Here is a 21102-nt window from a genome sequence, read left to right as displayed (position 1 = left end):
ATGCCAAAAGGCTCAGGTAAACAACTAGCACAAAATAAAAAAGCGTATCATGATTTCTTTATTGAACAAACGTTTGAAGCAGGAATCGTTTTAAAAGGGACCGAAATCAAAGCAATCCGTGCGGCCCGAGTGAATTTGAAGGATGCCTTCGCTAAAATAGAAAATGGTGAAGTTTATCTTCATAATATGCATGTCAGCCCTTATGAGCAGGGAAACCAGTTTAACCATGATCCGTTACGGACACGGAAGCTTCTTTTGCATAAGAAAGAAATCAGTAAACTGATCGGGGAAACAAAGGTAACAGGTTACACCATCGTCCCGTTGAAAATGTATTTAAAGAATGGCTTTGCCAAAGTTTTAATCGGACTTGGAAAAGGGAAGAAACAATATGACAAGCGTGATGACCTGAAGAAGAAGGAAGCGAAGCGTGATATTGAACGTGCTTTCCGTGATCGACAGAAGATGTAAAACTGCCAAGACCTTACAATTGATTTTTTGAACCAATCTGTTATAATTAATCCTGTACCGATGACAATTGAATATCAGCCAACTTGCTGACTATTCTTCTCTCGTACGCTCCATTTCTATCATGGGGACGTTACGGATTCGACAGGGATAGTTCGAGCTTAAGTTGCGAGTCGAGGGGATCGGCCTCGTTAAAACGTCAACGCCTATAACTGGCAAACAAAACAACAACCTAGCTTTCGCTGCTTAATAACAGTCGATAGCTGTTCCTCCCTCCATGGCCCACGTGGTAGGGTAAGGGACTCACTCTAAGTGGGATACGCCGGAATCCACCGTCTGAGGATGAAGGAAGAGACCAATCAGACTAGCTGCTCTGCCGCCTGTCGATAGGCTAATGAGTTCGCGAAATGCGAATATATCGACTACACTCGTAGAAGCTTAAGTGCCGTTATGTCTGGACGTGGGTTCGACTCCCACCGTCTCCACCAATACATATATTGGTGGTTTTTTATTTGGTTTTTTTTCGTCGTTTTTGTCGAAAAATCGATAAATCGAATAATTCGCAGATATATCAGGATTTTTCGTTGATATATCTCCAATTTCGAAGATATATTCCCGATTTCGCAGATAAACTGTACAATTTCCATCATTTGCTGTAGAATCCTTTTGAAGAAAATAGGATTGGAGCGATGAAATTGATTGTAAAAAAGCGAAAAGTTCCTCTTCCCGTCCGCAAATTACGTGCATTAGCGTGCAGGCTTCCTCCGAATCACCCTAAATTTCCCTTAATCATGAACGATCTCAAAAAAAGGGAAGCGGGCTATAAAGGGGAATGTTCCATTGATTTTCCATTAAGCTTTCTTGAACCGAAAAGCTATTTCATCTTCCACGATTTAAGGCTTCAGGATCAATCCCGATTTTTTCAGCTGGATACCTTATTAATCTCCAAGAAATATATGCGCTTATCATTGAAGTGAAGAACATTGCAGGGTCGATCTATTTTGATCCGCATTTCAATCAGCTCATTCGAACGAAAGAAGGAAAAGAAACGGCCTTTCCAGATCCCGTCATACAAGTCAGCCGCCAGGAATCACAATTGACCAATTGGTTCTTGAAAAACGGTTTTCCCTCACTGCCCATCCTTTCATTGATTGTCATCAGTAATCCCCAAACCATCATCCGTACAGCCCTTGAAAACCATGAACTCCACTATAAAGTTATCCATCGTGATGCACTTCCCGATAAAATTAATCAAATGGAGCATTCCATAACAGAATCCAGTTTTAGTGAGAAAGATTTGAAGAAAGCAATTCGCGTAATGAATAAACACCACATCGATGCGGACTTTTCCATTCTGGAACGATACAATCTTACCGAAAAGGACCTAATTAAAGGAGTGATTTGTGAGAATTGTAAGGGCAATAAATTATTTAGAAGGCATGGTACATGGCTTTGCAATCAATGCCAACTCTCCAGTAAAAAAGCACATATCCCGGCTTTACGAGATTATTTTTATCTATTAGGCTCGACCATAACGAATCGGCAGTTGAGGAACTTTTTAAACATTTCCTCTTCATCCAGTGCAACGAGGATCTTGAAATCATTGAATCTGACAAGCAGTGGTGCGAATAAGGGAAGGGTGTACAGACTGAATTTTGATGAATGACTTTAACTCATTTCTTTATATTCACATCAACATTTTGAAAATTTTTACTGAGCCTAGATGTAATTGTTTTGCCCTTAATTTTTTCTTCTTGGTTCATTACACTTCCACTCCAATGCTAATCTTATCCACCGCTGCACTTTCAGCAGTTACAGCAACTAAGAGCCCTATGATAGAAAAAGACTCAAAAGAAGCTTCTCTTGAGTCTTTGTTCCGTTTCTATTCTTTTAATTCCTTGCCCATTCCCTTGAGGAAGTGGACGCCAAAGCCGATCGCCCTGTTTATGTCTGGATCATTCAATGTTTTCATTAATTCCAGAACGCCGATCTTCTTATCTGCCTGAAGGAATTTGTTTCCTTCATCGATTCCTGCAAGTGCACTGTTCAGCAGTTTCGTGGATTGTGCGGCATCTGCGTTCATCAAGGCTCCTGTTGCACCCATAAGGGTATTGATCAGGTTTGTTACAGGTTGCCTTGTGATTTGTTGAAGTGCGATTTTCGCAATTTGTTCTTTTCCTTGAAGCATGGAGGTCGCGGCTTCGAATACTCCCGAGTCATTCAGTTCATTGACGATTTTAAACATATTGTTCAAGGCATCTTCATTATCGGTGATCAGCGTTTTCAGTTCCTCCAGTTTTTGTAGCTTTATCTCTTCCTCAGTAATGGGATTATGGATTTCCGTTATAGGAGCTGCCATGATCTTCACCCTCCTTGTTTAATTATCCGTTAAGTGAACATACCCTGGACGGGCCCACTTACGTTCAACCTCGACACCATTTTGAGGATGACGTTTTTTGTTCCGTGGATTGGTACCCGGTAATGGAACGTCTCCGCTTACGCTTAATACTTCCATGCGGACCATCGTCTGTTTGTAAGCAGGCGTGCTTGTGCGTCGATCATAGATGGGACCGGTCAGGAAGTTAATGGCAGAGTCTTTATCGACGGAGTTCATCGGTAAAAATAGCTCATTATTTTTAACGCGGTCTGTGATCAATGCTTTTAACTTAACGGCCCCGAATGGAGACACCAAGCGAACGAGTCCGCCATCACTGACTTTACGTTCTTTGGCAAGTTCTGGTGAAACCTCGACGAAAATATCAGGTACTTTCGATTGGATTCCATTGGACTTGTTCGTCATATTGCCTTCATGGAAATGCTCCAGCATGCGTCCATTATTGATATGAAGGTCATATTCTTCCGGGAATTTATGAGGTTCCACCCAGTCAGCCAGTGCAAAGCGCGCTTTTTTATCAGGGAAGTTGAAGCCATCTACATAAAGAAGTGGCGTGCTTGAACCATCATGGCTCCCCCAGAGGAAGCTGTTCCATCCTTCCAGCACTTCGTAATTCGCTTGGCTGAATATCGGTGACAGGCTTGCCATTTCGTCATAGATTTCACTAGGGTGAGAGTAATTCCAATTCGCACCTAAGCGGTTGGCGATTTCTTGGGTGATTTCCCAGTCCGCCTTAGAATCCCCCATAGTGGGAAGGGCTTTATATAATCGCTGTACACGGCGCTCCGTATTGGTGAACGTTCCGTCTTTTTCAAGAGATGGAGCTCCGGGCAATACCACATCGGCATATTGGGCTGTCCTTGAAAGGAAAATATCCTGGACAACAAAGAAGTCCAATCCTGATAATACTTTATCAACATGGTTGGCATCCGCGTCAACAAGTGCCATATCTTCACCTACAAGATACATCGCCTTCATGTCGCCTTTTTCTATCGCTTTAAGCATTTCAATATTGTTCAAGCCTGGTTGGCCAGCGATTTTCACTCCATAAGCTTTTTCGAATTTAGCACGTGCCACGTCATCGGTAACATGCTGATATCCCGGAAGCCATGTTGGAAGGGTACCCATATCGCAAGCGCCCTGTACATTGTTGTGGCCGCGAAGCGGATAGGCTCCCGCTCCTGGACGACGGTAGTTACCCGTAGCCAATAGCAGGTTGGAAATTGCCGCCGAAGTATCGGAGGCACCGGTGTTTTGTGTTACGCCCATACCCCAAAGAATGCATGTACCGTCTGCATCGCGAATGGCCTCAGCTATTTGGATCAATGTTTCTTTAGAAATACCTGTATGTGTTTCAGCATATTCCAGGGTATATTTCTCAAGTACTTCTTTATAATCGTCGAAGAAGTTAACATTTTCATTGATGAATTCTTGATCATGCCAGCCTTGATCGATCATATATTTTGTAACCGCCATCAACCAGACTTGATCCGTTCCTTGTTTTGGGCTGATATGGATGTCGGAACGTTCGGCCATTTCGTTTTTGCGGATGTCAGCTACAATCAGCTTTTGTCCGTGAAGCTTGTGTGCCCGTTTAACGCGTGTCGCCAGTACGGGATGTCCTTCTGCCGGGTTGGCCCCAACGATGATGACAAGTCCTGCTGCGGCGATATCCTTGATCGTACCAGCATCTCCGCCCATGCCGACTGTACGGAACAGTCCGTCTGTTGCCGGGGATTGACAGTAACGCGAGCAGTTGTCGACGTTATTCGTTTCGAACATTTGCCGTGCCAGTTTTTGAATGACATAGTTTTCTTCGTTCGTGATCTTGGATGAGGAAATGAAGCCTACTGAATTTCCGCCGTATTGCTGTTTGATCGAACCCAGTCTGGACGCAACCAAATCAAGTGCTTCATCCCAGCTTGATTCAACGAATCTTCCATTTTTCCGAATCAGGGGCTTTGTCAAACGTTCTTCCGAATTTACGAAGTCCCAACCGAATTTCCCTTTGACACATGTGGATATCGCATTGACGGGTGCTTCATGAGTAGGTTGGACTTTAAGGATTTTACGGCCTTTTGTCCAGACTTCGAATGTGCATCCTACCCCACAGAACGTACAGACCGTTTTTGTTTTCTTCGTCCGTGTCTCTCGCATTGCCGCTTCAATCTCCGAAATGGCAAAAATCCCGCTGTATCCAGGTTCCACTTCTTTGACAAGGTCGATCATCGGTTCCAGCATATCGTTTTTCAAGCCTGACATGAAACCAGCTTCGCCAAGCATCGATTTTTCCATTAATGCATTACATGGACAAATCGTTACACACTGTCCGCAGCCTACACAAGATGAGTTATTGATTTCCGTTCCTTCATCCCATATTACCCGAGGGCGTTCTGCTTCCCAGTCGATGGACAGCGTCTCGTTGACCTGAAGGTTTTGGCACACTTCAACACATTGCCCGCATGCGATGCATTGATTGGCATCATAGCGGTAAAATGGATGGGACATATCGACGGCACCCAATTCCACTTTCGGTGTATAAGGATATTTTTGGTGTTCAATTTCCATTAATTCTGCCGTGTTATGTAGTTTGCAATCTCCGTTATTATTATCACATACAGTACAGTATAAAGAATGGTTTTCCAGTATCCGGTCCATGGCCTCGGTTTGGGCTTCTTTTGCCTTGCTTGAGTCCAAGGCTATATCCATGCCACTCACTGCTTTTGTCGAACATGACCGGACGAGTTTCCCATTAACTTCGACGATGCATGTGTCGCATGTTTGGATCGGGTCCACCTCAGGAACATAACAAATCTGTGGATGGGCCATCTCATTTTGGTTGATGACCTCCAGTATTGTCGCACCTTCATTAGCGGTATAAGCCTTCCCGTTGATTGTGATGGTGATGTTTGAATCGCTCATTATATTTCCCCCTTTTATAGCCAAAAAGACGCAAAAAAACCACCATGATTACACCTCCGTCTCTGAACGGAAATGTAGGTCATGGTGGAATAGTTTAATAGCAAAGCTTGCCAATATACCAATCCATACCATAATGGATAATTTTAAAAAAGATAGGACACAACAGTACACTATTATGCTCCCAACTTTCATCATTGATATTATACCTTTTATCATGAAAAGAAACAATCCTGGAAAGAGGGTATCATTCCCAAATTCCTTTCGTTTTTCTTCGCGTTGATTTATGATAAGAAAATTGAGAACTTAATTTTTCTTGAAATGGAGTGACGCAACGGTGTCAAAAGTTATCCATGAATTCAATGATATGATTCGTAAGCTGCGCAAGGAACTATTCGGTAAAGGACCAGAACGCATACACACGGTTTTCGTGGAAAATATGGCCGTTTCTACGTTATATGGAAATTTGACTCCTACGGAAATGTTCATATCAAGATCTGAGGAAGGAAGGGATATGGTCCATTCTGCACGAACCAAAATGGTTCAGGATGTATATTCGGAGAGTCCTCCTGATGGAATGGAAGATCTGGTTGGAGCTAAACTGCTCCATTTGTTTTCAGACATCAAAATCAAGGAGAACATAGCGATTTCCGTATTCGTATTTGATAAGAATATAGCGGACAAACTCAACGGGCATTGACCATGTTCCTTACATTTGGTCAATTGGCTCCTAGATAGTAAAAGGAGTGGGAACATGAAAGCGATTGAAATCAAGAGGGACATCATCCGGATAACCAAAGGTAACATCGAGCGGACGGAAGATGCGATCGTAACGGAGCATCCCGTTACTGTCAAAATAAATCGCCAGGAATTCGTCACGATGGTTTGTACACCTGAATACATCGAGGATATGGTGATTGGTTATTTGGCTTCGGAAGGAATCATCAAAAAATATGATGAGATAAAAGAAGTCTGGGTTCAGGAAAAAGAAGGCTTTGTTCATGTGAAGACGGATAAAGTGAACCCCTACTTCCAGGACTTTCAAAATAAGCGGTATATTACATCATGCTGCGGAATGAGCAGACAAGGTTTCGTCTTTGTAAATGATGCATTGACTGCCAAGAAAATGGATGATGTTTCGGTGAAACTGACTTCTGATGCCTGCTTCCGCTTGATGAAGGATTTACAAAATTCTGCTGTCACTTTCCAGAATACGGGCGGAGTCCACAATGCTGCTTTATGTGATGCCAATGGGCTCGTATTAAGCAGGATGGACATCGGACGGCATAACGCCTTGGACAAAATATACGGCCATTGCTTGAAAAATGGCATTTCGATGGAAGGGAAGGCTATCGTGTTCAGCGGCCGGATTTCATCGGAAATTCTTTTGAAAGTGGCGAAAATCGGCTGTGAACTGATACTCTCGAAGTCCGCTCCAACTGAATTGGCTTTGGAGTTGGCTGAAGGATTGGGAATCACGACGGTCGGGTTCATTCGCAATGATTCGCTGAATATCTACACATGTCCTGAAAGGATTCTATTGAATGAATGAGCATCCTTCGCTGGAAGGATGCTTATCGGAAAGTCCTGCCGGTTTGGCCTGGGCTTTTTTGTATTTGTAAAAGGATATATCCAACAGGCCTTTTATGGTACAGTTTTTATAAAACATTCAAGGGAATTCGTATCGGGGGAAGGGTTATGAACGAAAGGGATTGGCATATTTTAAAGGTGTTGCATGAACACAGGAATATTACTAAAACGGCGCAAAGTTTATATATCTCGCAACCTTCTTTAACGAAACGGATTCAACAAATAGAGAAGGAATTCAATCTGAAGATTGTGGAGCGGGGAACTAGGGGAGTGCAGTTCACCCCTCAAGGTGAATATTTGGCCATCTGTGCAGAGGAGATGCTGATCAGGCTCCGGCAGATAAAAGAGACAGCATTCAATATGGGTCAGGAGATCAGTGGAACATTACGGCTGGGTGTTTCCAACTATATTACGCTGCATAAGCTGCCAGGCCTGCTGAAAATTTTTCGTGAGCGATTTCCTAAAGTGGATTTCCATGTGACAACCGGCTGGAGTAAAGAAGTGCTGAACCTCATTTATAAGGAAGAAGTGCATGTCGGAATTGTTCGGGGGGATTATCAATGGTCAGGATCAAGGCATCATCTTTTTGAGGAAACGATTTGCATTGCTTCCAAGGAGGAAATTGAAGTCCGGAACCTGCCTTTCCTGCCGAGGATCGATTATGGGACAGATGCCCTTTTGAAAACAATGATCGATAATTGGTGGAGAGACAATTTTTCCGGACCTCCTTTGGTGGGGATGGAAGTGGACAAAGGGGATACATGCAAGGAAATGGTCAAGAATGGCCTGGGATATGGCATCCTCCCCAGTGTTTTATTGGAGAAAGACCAAAACCTCCGTCAAATGGACCTTAAGGACAAGCAAGGTAATCCCCTTATCAGGAATACATGGATGTTATATCATGAAAAGTCGCTGGAATTAAAACTGGTCAAAGAGTTTGTCGAATTTGTCAAAGGCGTCGATTTCATGAGGGATATTTAACTGAAGCGCAGAAACCTCTGTGCTTTTTTATCATTCCTTTTTTGAATGGATAACGATAATTTATTGGTATTTTAATTATGGCCATCCCGGCATTATGATAGATGGGAGATGTAAATCATCAGGAATTTGCCTTAGGAATGGAGAGGAAGTCAAGTGAGTGTCCTGTTTCTGATCGTATTGAATGTGATTGTACCGGTTTTTTTCCTTATAGGGGCGGGGGCCATTCTGCATCGTAAATTCAAGTTGGATATGAATACGCTGTCTAAATTGAATCACTTCCTGCTCATGCCCGCCATTAGCTTTGTCAATATCTATCAAAGCAAATTGGGCGGGGGGATGATCGTCCAGATATTCAGCTTCCTTGCTCTTCAAGCAGTAAGCCTCATCATCGTGAGTACAGTGGTAGCGAAACTAGCCAGGTTTGATCAAAGTCTTTCGGCCACGTTTAAAAATAGTGTAGTCCTGAATAACTCGGCCAATTTCGGGTTACCTGTCAGTCAGATGGTGTTTAATGGAAACCCCCTTGGCCTGTCGATCCAAGTCATCGTGATCATTTTTCAAAACCTGTTGACCTATACCTATGGATTGATGAATTCCGTTTCCGTCCATACAAAAAGTGCAAAGGGTGCCATTCGCGAGTTCTTGAAGAACCCCGTCATTTATGCTTTATTGCTTGGTTTAATATTACATTCAGTTTCTTTTGAAATCCCTCTGTTCTTATGGACCCCGATTGATAATATCGCGAGTGCCTTCATAGCCATTGCATTGATAACATTAGGGGCACAGAGTGCCTATTTGAAAATAACGCATTTCCCGCTTCCGCTTATCCTTAGCTTGGCGGGGCGCTTAATACTCTCACCATCCATCGCCTTCCTGATCATTCTCATGCTGGGCTTGGAAGGGACTGTCGCCCAAGGGTTGTTTATCGCAAGTTCATTTCCCACATCCAGAAACAGCGCATTATTCGCTTTGGAATATGACAACCATCCGGAGTATGCGGCACAGGCGGTTTTGATGTCGACTTTATTCAGCAGCATAACGGTAACGATGGTCGTGTATCTATCAAAAATATTATTCTAGCAGGACTGCTCTTTGTGGGTGGGCCTTTTCCCCATGTCTCCCGATAAAACTTTATGAACAATATAAATGTTTTGGAATTTATGCATTTTAGTTGGGCAATCATTTAAAGCGAAGATATTTTTGTAGAATTAAGAAAACGCTTTCAAAAGGGGGATTACTATGTTTTCTCGTAAAAAGATTTCAGCGGTACTATTGGCAGGTTCGTTAGCTTTAAGTTTAGGTGCATGCAGCAGTTCGGGGACATCAGGAGAAAAGAAAGAAGATACAGGTTATCCGAAAAAAGCGATAACGGTCGTTGCTCCTTCGGGTGCAGGCGGGGGATGGGATTTAACGGCCCGTTCATTTACAAAGGTCTTGGGTGAGACGAAATTGGTGAACCAGCCATTGACCGTCGAAAACAAACCCGGCAGTGGGGGCGCTGTCTTCATGGCGGACTATGCAACACAGCAAGCGGATAATAATGACATGCTGTTCGTTAATTCACCGCCTGTCATCATCAATAACCTTAAAAAAGAAGGCAACAGTCCTTATGGATATAAAAATACGACACCTTTGGCGCAGCTGACAAAGGATTATGGGGCGATAGTGGTAAAGGCGGATTCTGAATTCAAGGATTTGAAATCAGTGCTGGAAGCGGTGAAGAAAGATCCGCGTAAGCTGACCTTTGCAGGGGGATCTGCACCGGGATCCATGGATCATTTGATTTCCATTCTTCCAGCCTATGAATATGGCTTGAATCCAACCGAACTTAAATACGTTTCTTACGACGGTGGCGGGGAAGCGATTACGGCATTGCTTGGCGGAAATGCGGATGTGATCGGAACGGATGCATCCAGTGTCAGGGAATTTTTAAAAGCAGGAAAGATTAGAGTGTTGGCTGTAACCTCGAATGAACGTTTAGGTGGGGATCTTAAAGACATACCGACGGCAAAGGAACAAGGGGTCGATGCTGAATTCACGATTTGGAGAGGCGTTTTTGGACCTCAGAATATGTCTGGTGAAGCGAAAACCTTTTGGGACGGAACCATTGAGAAGCTAGTTGAAACTTCTGAATGGAAAAAAGAAGTGGAAGTGCAGGGATGGGAACAAGAATATAAAAATAGTGAAGAATTCAGCAAGTTTTTAGTAGAACAGGAGAAACAGGTGCAACAATTATTGAAAGCTTTAGGCATGGAAAAATAATCGGGAAGAAGGGGGTGCTTTCACCTTCTTCTTATTTTCTGAAATGGGGGGATTGTGATGGATGTTAAATTTGATCGCTTTGCTTCTGCAGCCTTTCTGGCTGTCGGAGTGCTGTTTATGATAGGAAGCAGGAAACTGGCCAGTTCTTCATATGGAAGTTCGGTAGGACCGGACATTTTCCCTTTTGTATTGGGGCTCGTTCTTTCTCTTTTAAGTATTCGCCTGTTCTATGAGGCATTTCGGGGCAAGGGGCAGGAATCACGTAAAGACAAGCTGCAATATAAGCCTTTTATCATCATTTTGCTCTCCACCTTGATTTATATTTTGACGTTGGAAACGATAGGATATGTCATAACGACCTTTCTGTTTTTGTTTGTTTGCTTTCAAACGATGGAACGGAATAAGTGGGTGACATCGCTCATCATTTCCGCAGGTTTTTCCGGAATCATCTATTATTTATTCGTGAATGTGTTAAAGGGAACGCTTCCGGGTTGGCCAATCTGGTTTTCATAAAAGGAAGGGGGATGTGAAGTGGGCACTTTTGATTATTTAATGCACGGATTTGAAACGGCATTAACTTGGTATAACATACTATTTGCATTTGTCGGAGTATTGATCGGTACGGCGGTCGGCGTTTTGCCGGGGATCGGGCCGATGAGCGGTGTGGCTCTTTTAATTCCGGTAACCGCTTCGATTACAGGTGGACTTCCTCCAGAGCAAGCGGCAACAAGCGCCATCATTTTACTTGCAGGTGTTTATTATGGAGCGATGTATGGAGGATCGACAACTTCAATCCTATTGAATACACCTGGCGAATCTTCTTCTGTCGTCACCACATTGGATGGCTATCAAATGGCCAAGAAGGGAAGAGCCGGGAGTGCTTTATCCATTTCGGCGATCGGTTCCTTCGTCGGAGGGATCGTCACCCTTATCGCCATGATTGCCTTGGCTCAGCCATTATCGACGATTGCCATTAAATTCGGTCCTGCGGAGTATTTTTCACTCATGCTTCTAGGGTTGGCGGCAGTCAGCGGCCTTGCCGGAAAATCCGTAACCAAGGCACTGATCATGACGGTTTGCGGTTTGTTGATCGGGACGATAGGCATTGATAATGTATCCGGGATCGCCCGTTTTACATTCGACTTTCCTTGGCTGTATCAAGGGATCGAATTCCTGACGATCGCTGTTGGTCTATTCGCCCTTGGGGAAGTATTCAAGACAATCTTGGAAAAGGACGAGGATGATGGGGAAATTGCAAAGATCAATAATTTGCTTCCTTCCAAAGAAGAATTCAAGGAATCTGCGGGGCCGATTGCGAGGGGATCGCTCTTAGGTTTCTTTGTAGGAATCTTGCCGGGGGCAGGGGCCACTCTTGCTTCCTTCTTCTCATACCTTATGGAAAAACGGATTTCAAAAAAACCTGGGAGATTCGGTACAGGGGCGATCGCTGGTGTGGCTGGCCCTGAAACGGCCAATAATGCGGCTTCTGGCGGAGCGATGATACCATTATTGACGCTGGGAATTCCGGGTTCCGGTACAACGGCGATTTTAATGGGTGCGCTCATGATGTACAATGTTCAGCCAGGTCCATTATTATTCGAGGACCATCCCCAGGTGGCTTGGGGACTTATTGCAAGCATGTTCATCGGGAATCTGATGCTCCTCATCCTTAATCTCCCGCTCGTTAAGGTTTTTGCGAAAATCATTGAGACGCCAAAGAAATATTTGATTCCGATCATTATCGCAATTTCCATTTTTGGTGTTTATGCGGTACAAGTATCGACTTATGATTTATTGCTATTACTAGGGTGCGGTGTCCTGGGATACTTCTTAAGTAAAAATGATTATCCAATCGCCCCGTTGGTATTAGGCCTGGTTTTAGGGCCGATGATAGAAAACAATATGCGCAGGGCACTGACGATATCCGATGGGGATTACAGTTTGTTTTTCACTCGGCCGCTTTCGCTGACCTTCCTGATCGTAACGGCATTATGGCTGCTCATTCCGGTTTTACTTAAGAAGAGAGGGAAGGATGTTGTCATCAATATTGAAGGTTAATCGATATTTTCTGAATGTTGTGAAATAACCCCTTTTTTAAAGGGGTTATTTTTTATATGATGTAAGTAGAGGTGATTGAATGCGTTTACACACCAAGTTGATGCTGGGCATCTGTACGTTAATCATCTTAATGGGTGGAATCTTTGAAGTTATTTTCATAAATATCCTGGATAATAACCTAAAGCAGGAAACAGGGGAAAAAGCATTGTCGGTTGCCCAGACCATTTCTTTGCTACCTGAAATTAAACAAGCTTTTCGAACGGATCATCCTTCTGTAATCATCCAGCCCATCGCGGAAAGAATTCGCAGGCAGATCGATGCGGAATTCATAGTGATAGGAGATGAAAATGAAACACGGCTGTCCCATCCAAATCCCGACCTGATCGGAAAGAAAATGGTTGGGGGAGATAACGCTGAGGTTTGGGATGGGAAATCCATCATCACGGAGTCCACTGGCACATTGGGACCTTCCATAAGGGGGAAATCCCCGATAATCGCCAATGAAAAGGTCATTGGTGTCGTCTCCGTTGGCTACCTACAGGATGATATTGAAAAAGAAGTGTCCAGTATACAAAGAAAGATCGTCTTGATCATCTCTTTTATATTAGTCGGCGGTTTGTTGGTGGCCTTTTTCATTTCATTCAATATAAAAAAGGCGATATTGGGTCTGGAGCCGAAAGAGATCGCCTGGATGTTTCAAGAGAAGCATGCCATTTTGGAATCGATTCATGAAGGCATCATTGCCATTGATGTTCATGGGAAAATCACCATCGTCAATGAAACGGCGCATAAAATCCTTCATATTCCTAAAGACGTCATGCTTCGCGGAAGAAAAATCGAAGAAGTCATAACGCATACACATTTGCTTGATGTAGTCAGCACGGCACGGGCCGAATATGACCAGGAATTCATGATTGACGGTGAAGTTTTTTTGGCAAGCCGGATCCCCATTTTGAATGGACAGGGGAAAATCATCGGTGCCGTTGCAAGTTTGAGAAATAAATCGGAGCTATCCAATCTCCTACAAGAACTGTCACATGTAAAGGCGTATGCAGAAGGGCTGAGGGCCCAGACACATGAATATTCCAATCGGCTTTATACACTGCTGGGCTTGATTCAACTCGGTTCATATAAAGAAGCAATGGATTTCATATCGAAGGAAGTCGATGTCACCCAGGGCTTCCTTCACTTCCTGATGAAGGAAGTGCCCGATCCGATCATTGCGGGGTTCATCTTAGGGAAGGTAAGTTTATCCAGCGAGCTGAAAATTGATTTTACCATCGATAGAGAAAGCAGTTTTAAAGATATTCCGTCCGAAATGGATCGGGATTTATTAGTGACGATCATCGGCAATCTCATCAATAATGCCTTCGAAGCTGTACGGGAAAACGAAAGGAAGGAAAAAAGGGTATCATTGTTCGTCACGGACTTGGGTAAAGAGTTGATCATAGAGGTTGAAGATAATGGAAAAGGGATGAGCTCAAATGTTACCGAACTGATTTTCCGGAACGGTTTTACGACGAAAAGCCATCAAACCAATGCGGGTATAGGTTTGAGCCTTGTTCAGGAAGCAATTGATGGTTTAGGGGGATATATCACTTTTTCAACGAAAGAAGGGGAATATACGATCTTTACCGTAGCTATACCAAAAAACAGAGGGGGGATTAAATGATGGCCCATCGCGCTATAGAAGTTCTGATCGTCGAAGATGACCTGCGGATTGCCGAGATACAAAAGCTATTCATCGAAAAGCTTGAGGGGTTTCAAACGATCGGGATCGCATCTAGCTATGACGAGGCTAAAAGCTTCATTGAAATCATGCAGCCGGATCTATTGCTGCTCGATATGTATTTTCCGGATATGAATGGGCTCGATATCCTGAAAGAAATCAAGCAGCAAAGCAAACAAATGGATGTCATCATGATAACGGCGGCTAAAGAAATCGAAAAAGTCCAGGAAGCCATCAAGATCGGCATATTTGATTATATAATCAAGCCTGTCGCATTTGAACGTTTCAAGCAGTCCTTACGCCGGTATCAAGAGTATCACATTAAACTGTCTGAATTGGAAAAGGGCAATTTTCCCGTAACGCAGCAACAGGTGGACAAGCTTTTGCGAAAGGAAATGAAAGAAAAAGAGAGGGAACGAACTTCACTGCCAAAAGGAATTGATCGGATGACTTTGGAGAAGGTGATGGTTGTGTTGGGGAAATCCTCCCCGGGGTTAACTGCGGAAATAGTGGCGAAGGAAATCGGGGTGAGCAGGACAACGGCAAGGCGGTATCTGGAGCACTTGATGTCAGAGGAAAAAATTGATGCCGATTTAACATATGGCACGGTAGGACGACCTGAACGGGTTTATGCCATCAAGATATAATGGGTTCGCCAAAGGCGGATCTTTTTTTATTTGATCGAATAAATGCAGGCGATTTCTTGGTATAGAATTGATGGGAAATTTACGTTTTTTTGCAGTTTAAAAATGATGAATGAGGAAAAAATACGTGTAAAAAGTTTTGATGCAGACATGTATATGACAAGTGTCATGGCAAGGATTTGACGTTTATGACTATAGAAAATCGGTTATTAATCCTATACTTAAAGCAGAGATACCGGCGAATTAATACATTCAAACACTCCATATATTTTAAGAGGAGGAAAACATGAGTAACCATAATCAAAAACAATTGAGAAAAGATATTGCCCCTTTTGAAAAATCCAATACTAAATCAAGCGTGAAACAGCTCATAAATACATTTCCGCCATTTTTCCTGTTATGGTTTTTAGCTTATCAAAGCTTAACTATCTCATACTGGCTGACACTTGCATTGGCCGTTCTTGCTTCTGGATTCGTAGTCAGGATTTTCATCATTTTCCATGATTGCTGCCATCAATCGTTTTTCAAAAGCAGGAAAGCGAATAGCGTCCTGGGTACAATCAGTGGGATCGTTACATTATTTCCGTATGAGCAATGGAAGCATAGCCACTCCATACATCATGCAACAAGCAGTAATTTAAACAAACGCGGTACAGGGGATATTTGGATCATGACCGTTGATGAATATATCGCCGCTTCATTCTGGGGGCGTCTTGCTTACCGTTTATATAGAAATCCGATCGTCATGTTTGGATTGGGTCCATTTTATCTATTTCTTGTATCGAACCGTCTGAATAAAAAGGGCGCTAAAAAGAAAGAACGGATGAATACGTATTTGACAAATGCTGCAATCGTGGCAATTTATGGTCTTTTATGCTTGGCTATCGGATGGCAGGCATTCCTGATGATTCAGGTACCGATGCTTTTTGTAACGGGATCACTGGGTATCTGGCTGTTTTATGTACAGCATCAGTTCGAAGATTCTTATTTCGAAGAGGAATCTGAATGGGATTACGTGAAGGCTGCCATTGATGGAAGTTCGTATTATAAACTTCCAAAGGTCTTGCAATGGGTAACCGGTAATATCGGTTTCCACCACGTGCACCACCTTAGTCCAAGAGTGCCAAACTATAACTTGGAAAAAGTCCATGATTCCACCCTGCCATTGCAGCAGGCAACGACAATCACCCTTAGTTCAAGTTTAAAATCGCTTCGCTTCCGCCTTTATGATGGAGAAAACAAGACGTTTGTAAGTTTTAAAGAGATTAAGGAACGTCTAGATGAAACAAAATCCAAGATGGAAATCAATACTAAACGTCCAAGTCTTCAAGAAAAATAAATAGTTCATCAAAAAACCATTCGATTTCCATTGGATGGTTTTTTGATGAAACTCCTTAGTATATACTAGGGTAAAAAGAAATAGAGGCGGCGCCATGCAAAGTTGGTATCATATCTTTCCGAAAAACACAGGGCTGAGCCCTTATGTCTGGATCATTTTTTGTATCCTTCCCTTTTATTTCATCTTCAAATCCTCTTCGATGTTGGAGATAGTCTTTGGAATCGTCATGATCATTTTGTTTTTCATATCATATGGTCTCTCATTCGTTTCGAAGGGATGGCCCGTATACGTATGGACGGCGATACAAATAATCATTTCCATATCGATGACCATATTTTTCAGCTACATTTACTTTTCACTCTTTTTGGCATTCTTTATTGGGAATGTTCAAAATAAGGTTGGCTTTTTCGTATTATATTCAATCCAGCTATTGGCTACCATCGTGTCTGTCAATATTGGCTTCATCATGAAAGACCCTACCTTCTTTTCGCAATTTCCCTTTATGCTCATTTGTGTGGTAGGCGTGATCCTTCTCCCTTTCAACACGTATAATCGGAACAAACGGGGTATGCTGGAAGAACAATTGGAGGACGCCCATAAACGAATATCAGAGCTTGGCAAAATGGAAGAACGTCAGCGGATTGCCCGTGACCTACATGATACACTTGGACAAAAGCTGTCTTTGATTGGCTTGAAAAGTGACCTTGCAGGGAAATTGATCGATTTGAATCCGGAGACGGCCAAGAAGGAAATCAAGGATATCCGGCAAACGGCGAGGACGGCACTCAAGGAAGTTCGTGAAATGGTGTCGGAAATGCGTGGGGCGAAGCTAAGCGATGAAATCATCCGGGTCAAGCAAATATTGAAAGCGGCAGAGATAGAATTCAATTTGGAAGGCACCACGGAATTGCGAGATACCCCATTGCTTGTTGAAACGGTTTTGAGCATGTGCTTGAAGGAAGCTGTGACCAATATCGTCAAGCATAGCGGTGCCGACTGCTGTAATATCGTCATCGAGGAATTACAAACAGGAGTGACGATCACAGTACAGGATAATGGAGTGGGACTTTCACATCGATCAGAGTATATTAAAGGAAATGGACTTCAAGGAATGAAAGAAAGGCTCGAATTCGTTAATGGCAGCCTGGATATTCAATCAACAGAGGGAACGACACTTTATATAAGGGTCCCGAATGCTATAAAAAATAATGGATAGGTGGGATTAACCTTGATTCGAATCGTAATTGCCGAAGATCAGCGGATGCTGCTTGGCGCTTTAGGTTCCATCCTTGATTTGGAAAGTGACATGGAAGTTGTCGGAAAAGCGAGCAATGGGGAAGAAGCAATGAATCTCGTCAATCAATTAAAGCCGGATATCTGCATAACCGATATTGAAATGCCAGTTAAGACCGGGCTCGATGTAGCGGAGGAGATCAAGGATCAGGGCCACCAATGTAAAGTCATCATTTTGACCACCTTTGCACGTCCTGGGTATTTTGAAAGAGCCAGAAAGGCCGAGGTAGGCGGATATCTTCTCAAGGATAGCCCAAGCGAGGAACTGGCGAACTCGATTCGTGTCATCATGGATGGGCGGCGGATTTATGCTCCCGAGCTGGTGGATATGGCTTTCGAAGAAGAAAACCCTTTGACTGAACGAGAGAGCCAAGTGCTCAAATTGATCGCAGATGGTAAGACCACAAAGGAAATCGCAAGCCAGCTTTATCTGACCAATGGAACGGTCCGTAATTATATATCGGTCATCCTTGATAAATTGGATGTGAGCAACCGCGTTGAAGCGATTGTAAAATTCAAGGAAAAGGGCTGGTCAAAAGATTGATCAAAGGTAAATCCCTGGCTGCTTTGCAAATCAAAAAAGCACTGTGTCAGGATTGAATTATGGTATATTAATTTCTATTACATAAGGAAAGGGGTGACCATTATGCAAAAGGCTACATTTGCTGGAGGCTGTTTCTGGTGCATGGTGACACCATTTGAAGAACAACCGGGGATTGGGGGAATCGTATCCGGTTATACGGGAGGACATGTTGAAAACCCGACTTACGAGGAAGTGAAGACGGGAACTACGGGGCATTATGAAGTCGTGGAAATCACTTTCGATCCTCAGTTATTTCCTTATGAAAGATTGCTGGAACTATATTGGCAGCAAATCGATCCAACCGACGATGGCGGTCAATTCCATGACAGAGGAAGCCAGTATCGGACGGCCATCTTCTATCATGATGAAGCTCAAGAAAAAATGGCCCTTGAAGTGAAAGAAAAGGTAGCGGCCAGCGGGAAGTTCCAGAAACCAATCGTAACGGAAATCCTTCCGGCCCAAACCTTTTACCCTGCCGAAGAGTACCATCAGGGCTATCATAAAAAAAACAAAGATGATTATAAAGCGGACCGTGCGAAATCGGGACGCGATGAATTCATTGGCCAGCATTGGAACGGTGAATGAAATGGATCGGGTGTGTTTTCACATCCGGTTCTTTTTATTGTCTTTTTAAAGGTACAAAAATTAAATTCATCATTTCAGCGGATTTTTATGCGGAGGGGTCAATTTCTCATGATATTTTCATATTTCTTCAGTACACTAAGGGGTAGGTGGTGATGATCATGAATAAGAGAATTTTAATAATAGAAGATGAAGAAAAAATAGCAAGGGTCCTTCAGCTGGAACTTAATCATGAGGGTTATCAAACAGAATCGGCTTTTACGGGAAAGGCAGGTCTGGAAAGGGCGGAAGCCGAAGAGTGGGATTTAATCTTATTGGATGTGATGCTCCCCGAGTTGAATGGCATAGAGGTACTTAGACGTTACCGGAAAAAGAATGGATCGACACCGGTCATCCTTTTGACCGCAAGGGATGCTGTGCCAGACAAGGTGAATGGCCTGGACCATGGCGCGAATGATTATGTAACGAAGCCGTTTGAAATTGAAGAGCTGCTGGCACGGATCCGTGCTTGTTTTCGTACCAATGTAAGGGTGAGCCTATCAGAAGGGGAAGTGGATGAACTGAAGATCCACGATCTGAAGCTGAACCTTGGGACTAGGGACATTCACAGGCAAGGCAACAGGATTGAGCTGACATCACGCGAGTTCGATTTGCTGGTTTATCTTTTGCAAAATAAAAATCAAGTACTTTCAAGGGAGCAAATCCTGACACATGTATGGGGATATGACTTCGCAGGGGATACGAATGTGGTTGATGTGTATATCCGTTATTTGCGCAAAAAGATAGATTATCCCTTTGAGCTGCAGCTCATCCATACTTACCGCGGGGTAGGTTACAGCCTGAAGGAGCCAGTATGAAGATTCGGACGAAAATCCAATCGTATTCCAGTCTTTTTTTAAGCGTCATGCTCATATTGTTGAGTATCATCGTTTTAATCGCCTTCCTTTGGATATCGTTAGAGAGGGAACGGGATCTGCTTGAAGATCAAGCTTCATTAATCGAAGAAAATATCCTGACGAAAGATTTGATTTCCGGTGACTCCGATTTAATGGAGCCATATATCCCGGACGATGGAATGGTGCGGATATTCGACACGGATGGAAGGCTGGTTAAATCATTTACGGATGAAGAGGACCTCAAGGGGCTTGCGGTTAAATCCATTAACGAGAAAGGATATGATTTTGCCAAAGCTGACGGTGAATATGTATTGACCTACCGTTATCCTTATCCTGATGAGGGGAAGAGACTGGGGGTGATCGAGGTCACACAGCCGCAGGATACCCTCCTTGATAATTTATCGACGCTTGCCCTCGTTTTGGGCGGTGCATCCCTTTTTGTCATTCTGTTATCGATTCTTGCCGGTAAGTGGCTGGCCAACCTGATCCTCAAACCGATATCGGTCATGAGCGGAACGATGAAGGATATTGAGAAAAGCGGGGAATTCAAACGAATACCGCTATCGGATCAATCGAAGGACGAGCTGCAGGTGATGGGAGCGGCATTCAACAGGATGATGGAAAGACTGGAGCGGAATTATAACCAACAGCAGCAATTCCTTTCAGATGCTTCACATGAATTGAAAACCCCGATTACGGTCATCGAAAGCTACTCTTCTCTATTGAAACGCTGGGGAATGAAGGATCAGGCGATTCAGGAAGAGGCAGTGGAGGCAATCCATCATGAAGCCGTCCGGATGAAAAAACTGACGGAACATCTTCTGCAGTCAGCTTCCCAAACGGAGCCTTCAGAAGATGTGGAAGGGAAAATAGAACTCATTTCGTTTTGTGAAGGGATTGCCCAAACATTCAGAAGGACGGGAAATCGTGAAATAACGATAGAGTCAGAGTTTAAGGAAATCTATGCAATGACCATTTCCAGTAAGCTTGAACAGGTGATAGTCATCCTATTGGACAATGCAATGAAATATAGTGAATCAAGTATACAGATCATGATAAAACGGCAGGATAATGAAATTGTCATCGGTGTGAAAGATCACGGCGGAGGGATATCACCAGAACATCTCCCACATGTATTTGACCGTTTTTATCGCGTTGATTCATCAAGGGCAAGGAAAACGGGAGGAAATGGGCTCGGGCTATCCATCGCCCGGACGCTTGTCGAGTCATTCGACGGTAAATTGGAGATTCAAAGCGAGGTGGGGGAGGGAACGGTGGTGACTCTTACTCTTTCTCATCAAATTCTAATCTAACGCTCATGTTCATTTCATGAAGGGTGCTTATTATAAAGGTAACAACTTAAAGG

At 43.4% G+C, this 21102-nt stretch carries 20 protein-coding genes and 1 other RNA gene; 19 read left to right on the top strand and 2 right to left on the bottom strand.

Going from position 1 to position 21102, the window contains the following annotated elements; all coding sequences use genetic code 11:
- From smpB to NYE65_RS10955, 4 genes are all read left to right on the top strand, one after another.
- On the top strand, positions 1-468 hold the full coding sequence (gene smpB / locus NYE65_RS10970; protein WP_034310006.1) for an SsrA-binding protein SmpB: 468 nt from the start codon (positions 1-3) through the stop codon (positions 466-468).
- A gap of 123 nt (positions 469-591) precedes the next feature.
- Positions 592-953, top strand: a transfer-messenger RNA (tmRNA) gene (gene ssrA, locus NYE65_RS10965).
- Between the two features lie 201 nt (positions 954-1154).
- The gene (locus tag NYE65_RS10960; protein WP_340860933.1) at positions 1155-1442 is read left to right on the top strand and encodes a nuclease-related domain-containing protein; all 288 of its coding nucleotides are present in this window, start codon (positions 1155-1157) and stop codon (positions 1440-1442) included.
- Positions 1439-2131 carry a nuclease-related domain-containing protein gene (locus NYE65_RS10955; RefSeq protein ID WP_340860932.1) on the top strand — a complete coding sequence of 231 codons (693 nt, stop codon included), beginning with the start codon at positions 1439-1441 and terminating at the stop codon, positions 2129-2131. Before NYE65_RS10960 ends, NYE65_RS10955 begins: the two co-directional genes overlap by 4 nt.
- 216 nt (positions 2132-2347) lie before the next feature.
- Here NYE65_RS10955 and NYE65_RS10950 read toward each other — a convergent pair whose 3' ends face one another.
- Together NYE65_RS10950 and fdhF are read right to left on the bottom strand one after the other, a co-directional pair.
- Positions 2348-2824, bottom strand: coding sequence for a DUF1641 domain-containing protein (locus NYE65_RS10950; protein WP_034310010.1), 477 nt, complete (start codon positions 2822-2824; stop codon positions 2348-2350).
- An 18-nt stretch (positions 2825-2842) separates the two neighbouring features.
- Positions 2843-5782: a formate dehydrogenase subunit alpha gene (gene fdhF, locus NYE65_RS10945; RefSeq protein WP_340860931.1), complete on the bottom strand. Its 2940-nt coding sequence runs from the start codon at positions 5780-5782 to the stop codon at positions 2843-2845.
- A 334-nt stretch (positions 5783-6116) separates the two neighbouring features.
- Here fdhF and NYE65_RS10940 point away from each other — a divergent pair, with 334 nt between their 5' ends.
- The 15 genes from NYE65_RS10940 (at position 6117) to NYE65_RS10870 (ending at position 21049) form a co-directional block, all read left to right on the top strand.
- Positions 6117-6479 (top strand): DUF2294 domain-containing protein, encoded by a 363-nt coding sequence (locus NYE65_RS10940; protein ID WP_048688083.1) that lies wholly within the window; start codon positions 6117-6119, stop codon positions 6477-6479.
- Positions 6480-6533: 54 nt separating this feature from the next.
- Positions 6534-7331 (top strand): formate dehydrogenase accessory sulfurtransferase FdhD, encoded by a 798-nt coding sequence (fdhD, locus tag NYE65_RS10935; protein WP_340860930.1) that lies wholly within the window; start codon positions 6534-6536, stop codon positions 7329-7331.
- Positions 7332-7477: 146 nt separating this feature from the next.
- On the top strand, positions 7478-8350 hold the full coding sequence (locus tag NYE65_RS10930; RefSeq protein WP_328177735.1) for a LysR family transcriptional regulator: 873 nt from the start codon (positions 7478-7480) through the stop codon (positions 8348-8350).
- A gap of 153 nt (positions 8351-8503) precedes the next feature.
- Entirely contained in the window at positions 8504-9430 is a 927-nt protein-coding gene (locus NYE65_RS10925) for an AEC family transporter (RefSeq protein WP_034310023.1), read from the top strand.
- Between the two features lie 159 nt (positions 9431-9589).
- The gene (locus tag NYE65_RS10920) at positions 9590-10612 is read left to right on the top strand and encodes a tripartite tricarboxylate transporter substrate binding protein (protein ID WP_340860929.1); all 1023 of its coding nucleotides are present in this window, start codon (positions 9590-9592) and stop codon (positions 10610-10612) included.
- Positions 10613-10669: 57 nt separating this feature from the next.
- Entirely contained in the window at positions 10670-11125 is a 456-nt protein-coding gene (locus NYE65_RS10915) for a tripartite tricarboxylate transporter TctB family protein (RefSeq protein ID WP_054398749.1), read from the top strand.
- 18 nt (positions 11126-11143) lie between these two features.
- Positions 11144-12670, top strand: coding sequence for a tripartite tricarboxylate transporter permease (locus NYE65_RS10910; RefSeq protein ID WP_063574719.1), 1527 nt, complete (start codon positions 11144-11146; stop codon positions 12668-12670).
- Between the two features lie 79 nt (positions 12671-12749).
- On the top strand, positions 12750-14342 hold the full coding sequence (locus NYE65_RS10905; protein WP_340860928.1) for a sensor histidine kinase: 1593 nt from the start codon (positions 12750-12752) through the stop codon (positions 14340-14342).
- On the top strand, positions 14339-15046 hold the full coding sequence (locus NYE65_RS10900) for a response regulator (RefSeq protein ID WP_084737336.1): 708 nt from the start codon (positions 14339-14341) through the stop codon (positions 15044-15046). Before NYE65_RS10905 ends, NYE65_RS10900 begins: the two co-directional genes overlap by 4 nt.
- A gap of 283 nt (positions 15047-15329) precedes the next feature.
- Entirely contained in the window at positions 15330-16382 is a 1053-nt protein-coding gene (locus NYE65_RS10895; protein ID WP_328177740.1) for a fatty acid desaturase, read from the top strand.
- Positions 16383-16476: 94 nt separating this feature from the next.
- Positions 16477-17598 (top strand): sensor histidine kinase, encoded by a 1122-nt coding sequence (locus tag NYE65_RS10890; protein WP_340860927.1) that lies wholly within the window; start codon positions 16477-16479, stop codon positions 17596-17598.
- Positions 17599-17610: 12 nt separating this feature from the next.
- On the top strand, positions 17611-18219 hold the full coding sequence (locus NYE65_RS10885) for a response regulator transcription factor (RefSeq protein ID WP_053536795.1): 609 nt from the start codon (positions 17611-17613) through the stop codon (positions 18217-18219).
- A gap of 102 nt (positions 18220-18321) precedes the next feature.
- On the top strand, positions 18322-18843 hold the full coding sequence (gene msrA / locus NYE65_RS10880) for a peptide-methionine (S)-S-oxide reductase MsrA (protein ID WP_340860926.1): 522 nt from the start codon (positions 18322-18324) through the stop codon (positions 18841-18843).
- Between the two features lie 158 nt (positions 18844-19001).
- Positions 19002-19697, top strand: a complete 696-nt coding sequence (locus NYE65_RS10875; RefSeq protein WP_098185595.1) for a response regulator transcription factor — start codon at positions 19002-19004, stop codon at positions 19695-19697.
- Positions 19694-21049: a sensor histidine kinase gene (locus NYE65_RS10870; protein ID WP_328177742.1), complete on the top strand. Its 1356-nt coding sequence runs from the start codon at positions 19694-19696 to the stop codon at positions 21047-21049. Before NYE65_RS10875 ends, NYE65_RS10870 begins: the two co-directional genes overlap by 4 nt.
- The last annotated feature ends 53 nt before the right edge of the window (positions 21050-21102 follow it).

The organism is Peribacillus sp. FSL R5-0717, from assembly GCF_038002945.1.
Taxonomy (GTDB): domain Bacteria; phylum Bacillota; class Bacilli; order Bacillales; family DSM-1321; genus Peribacillus; species Peribacillus frigoritolerans.
The sequence above is the reverse complement of the archived record's forward strand: the minus strand, read 5'-3'. Positions and strand labels throughout refer to the sequence as shown.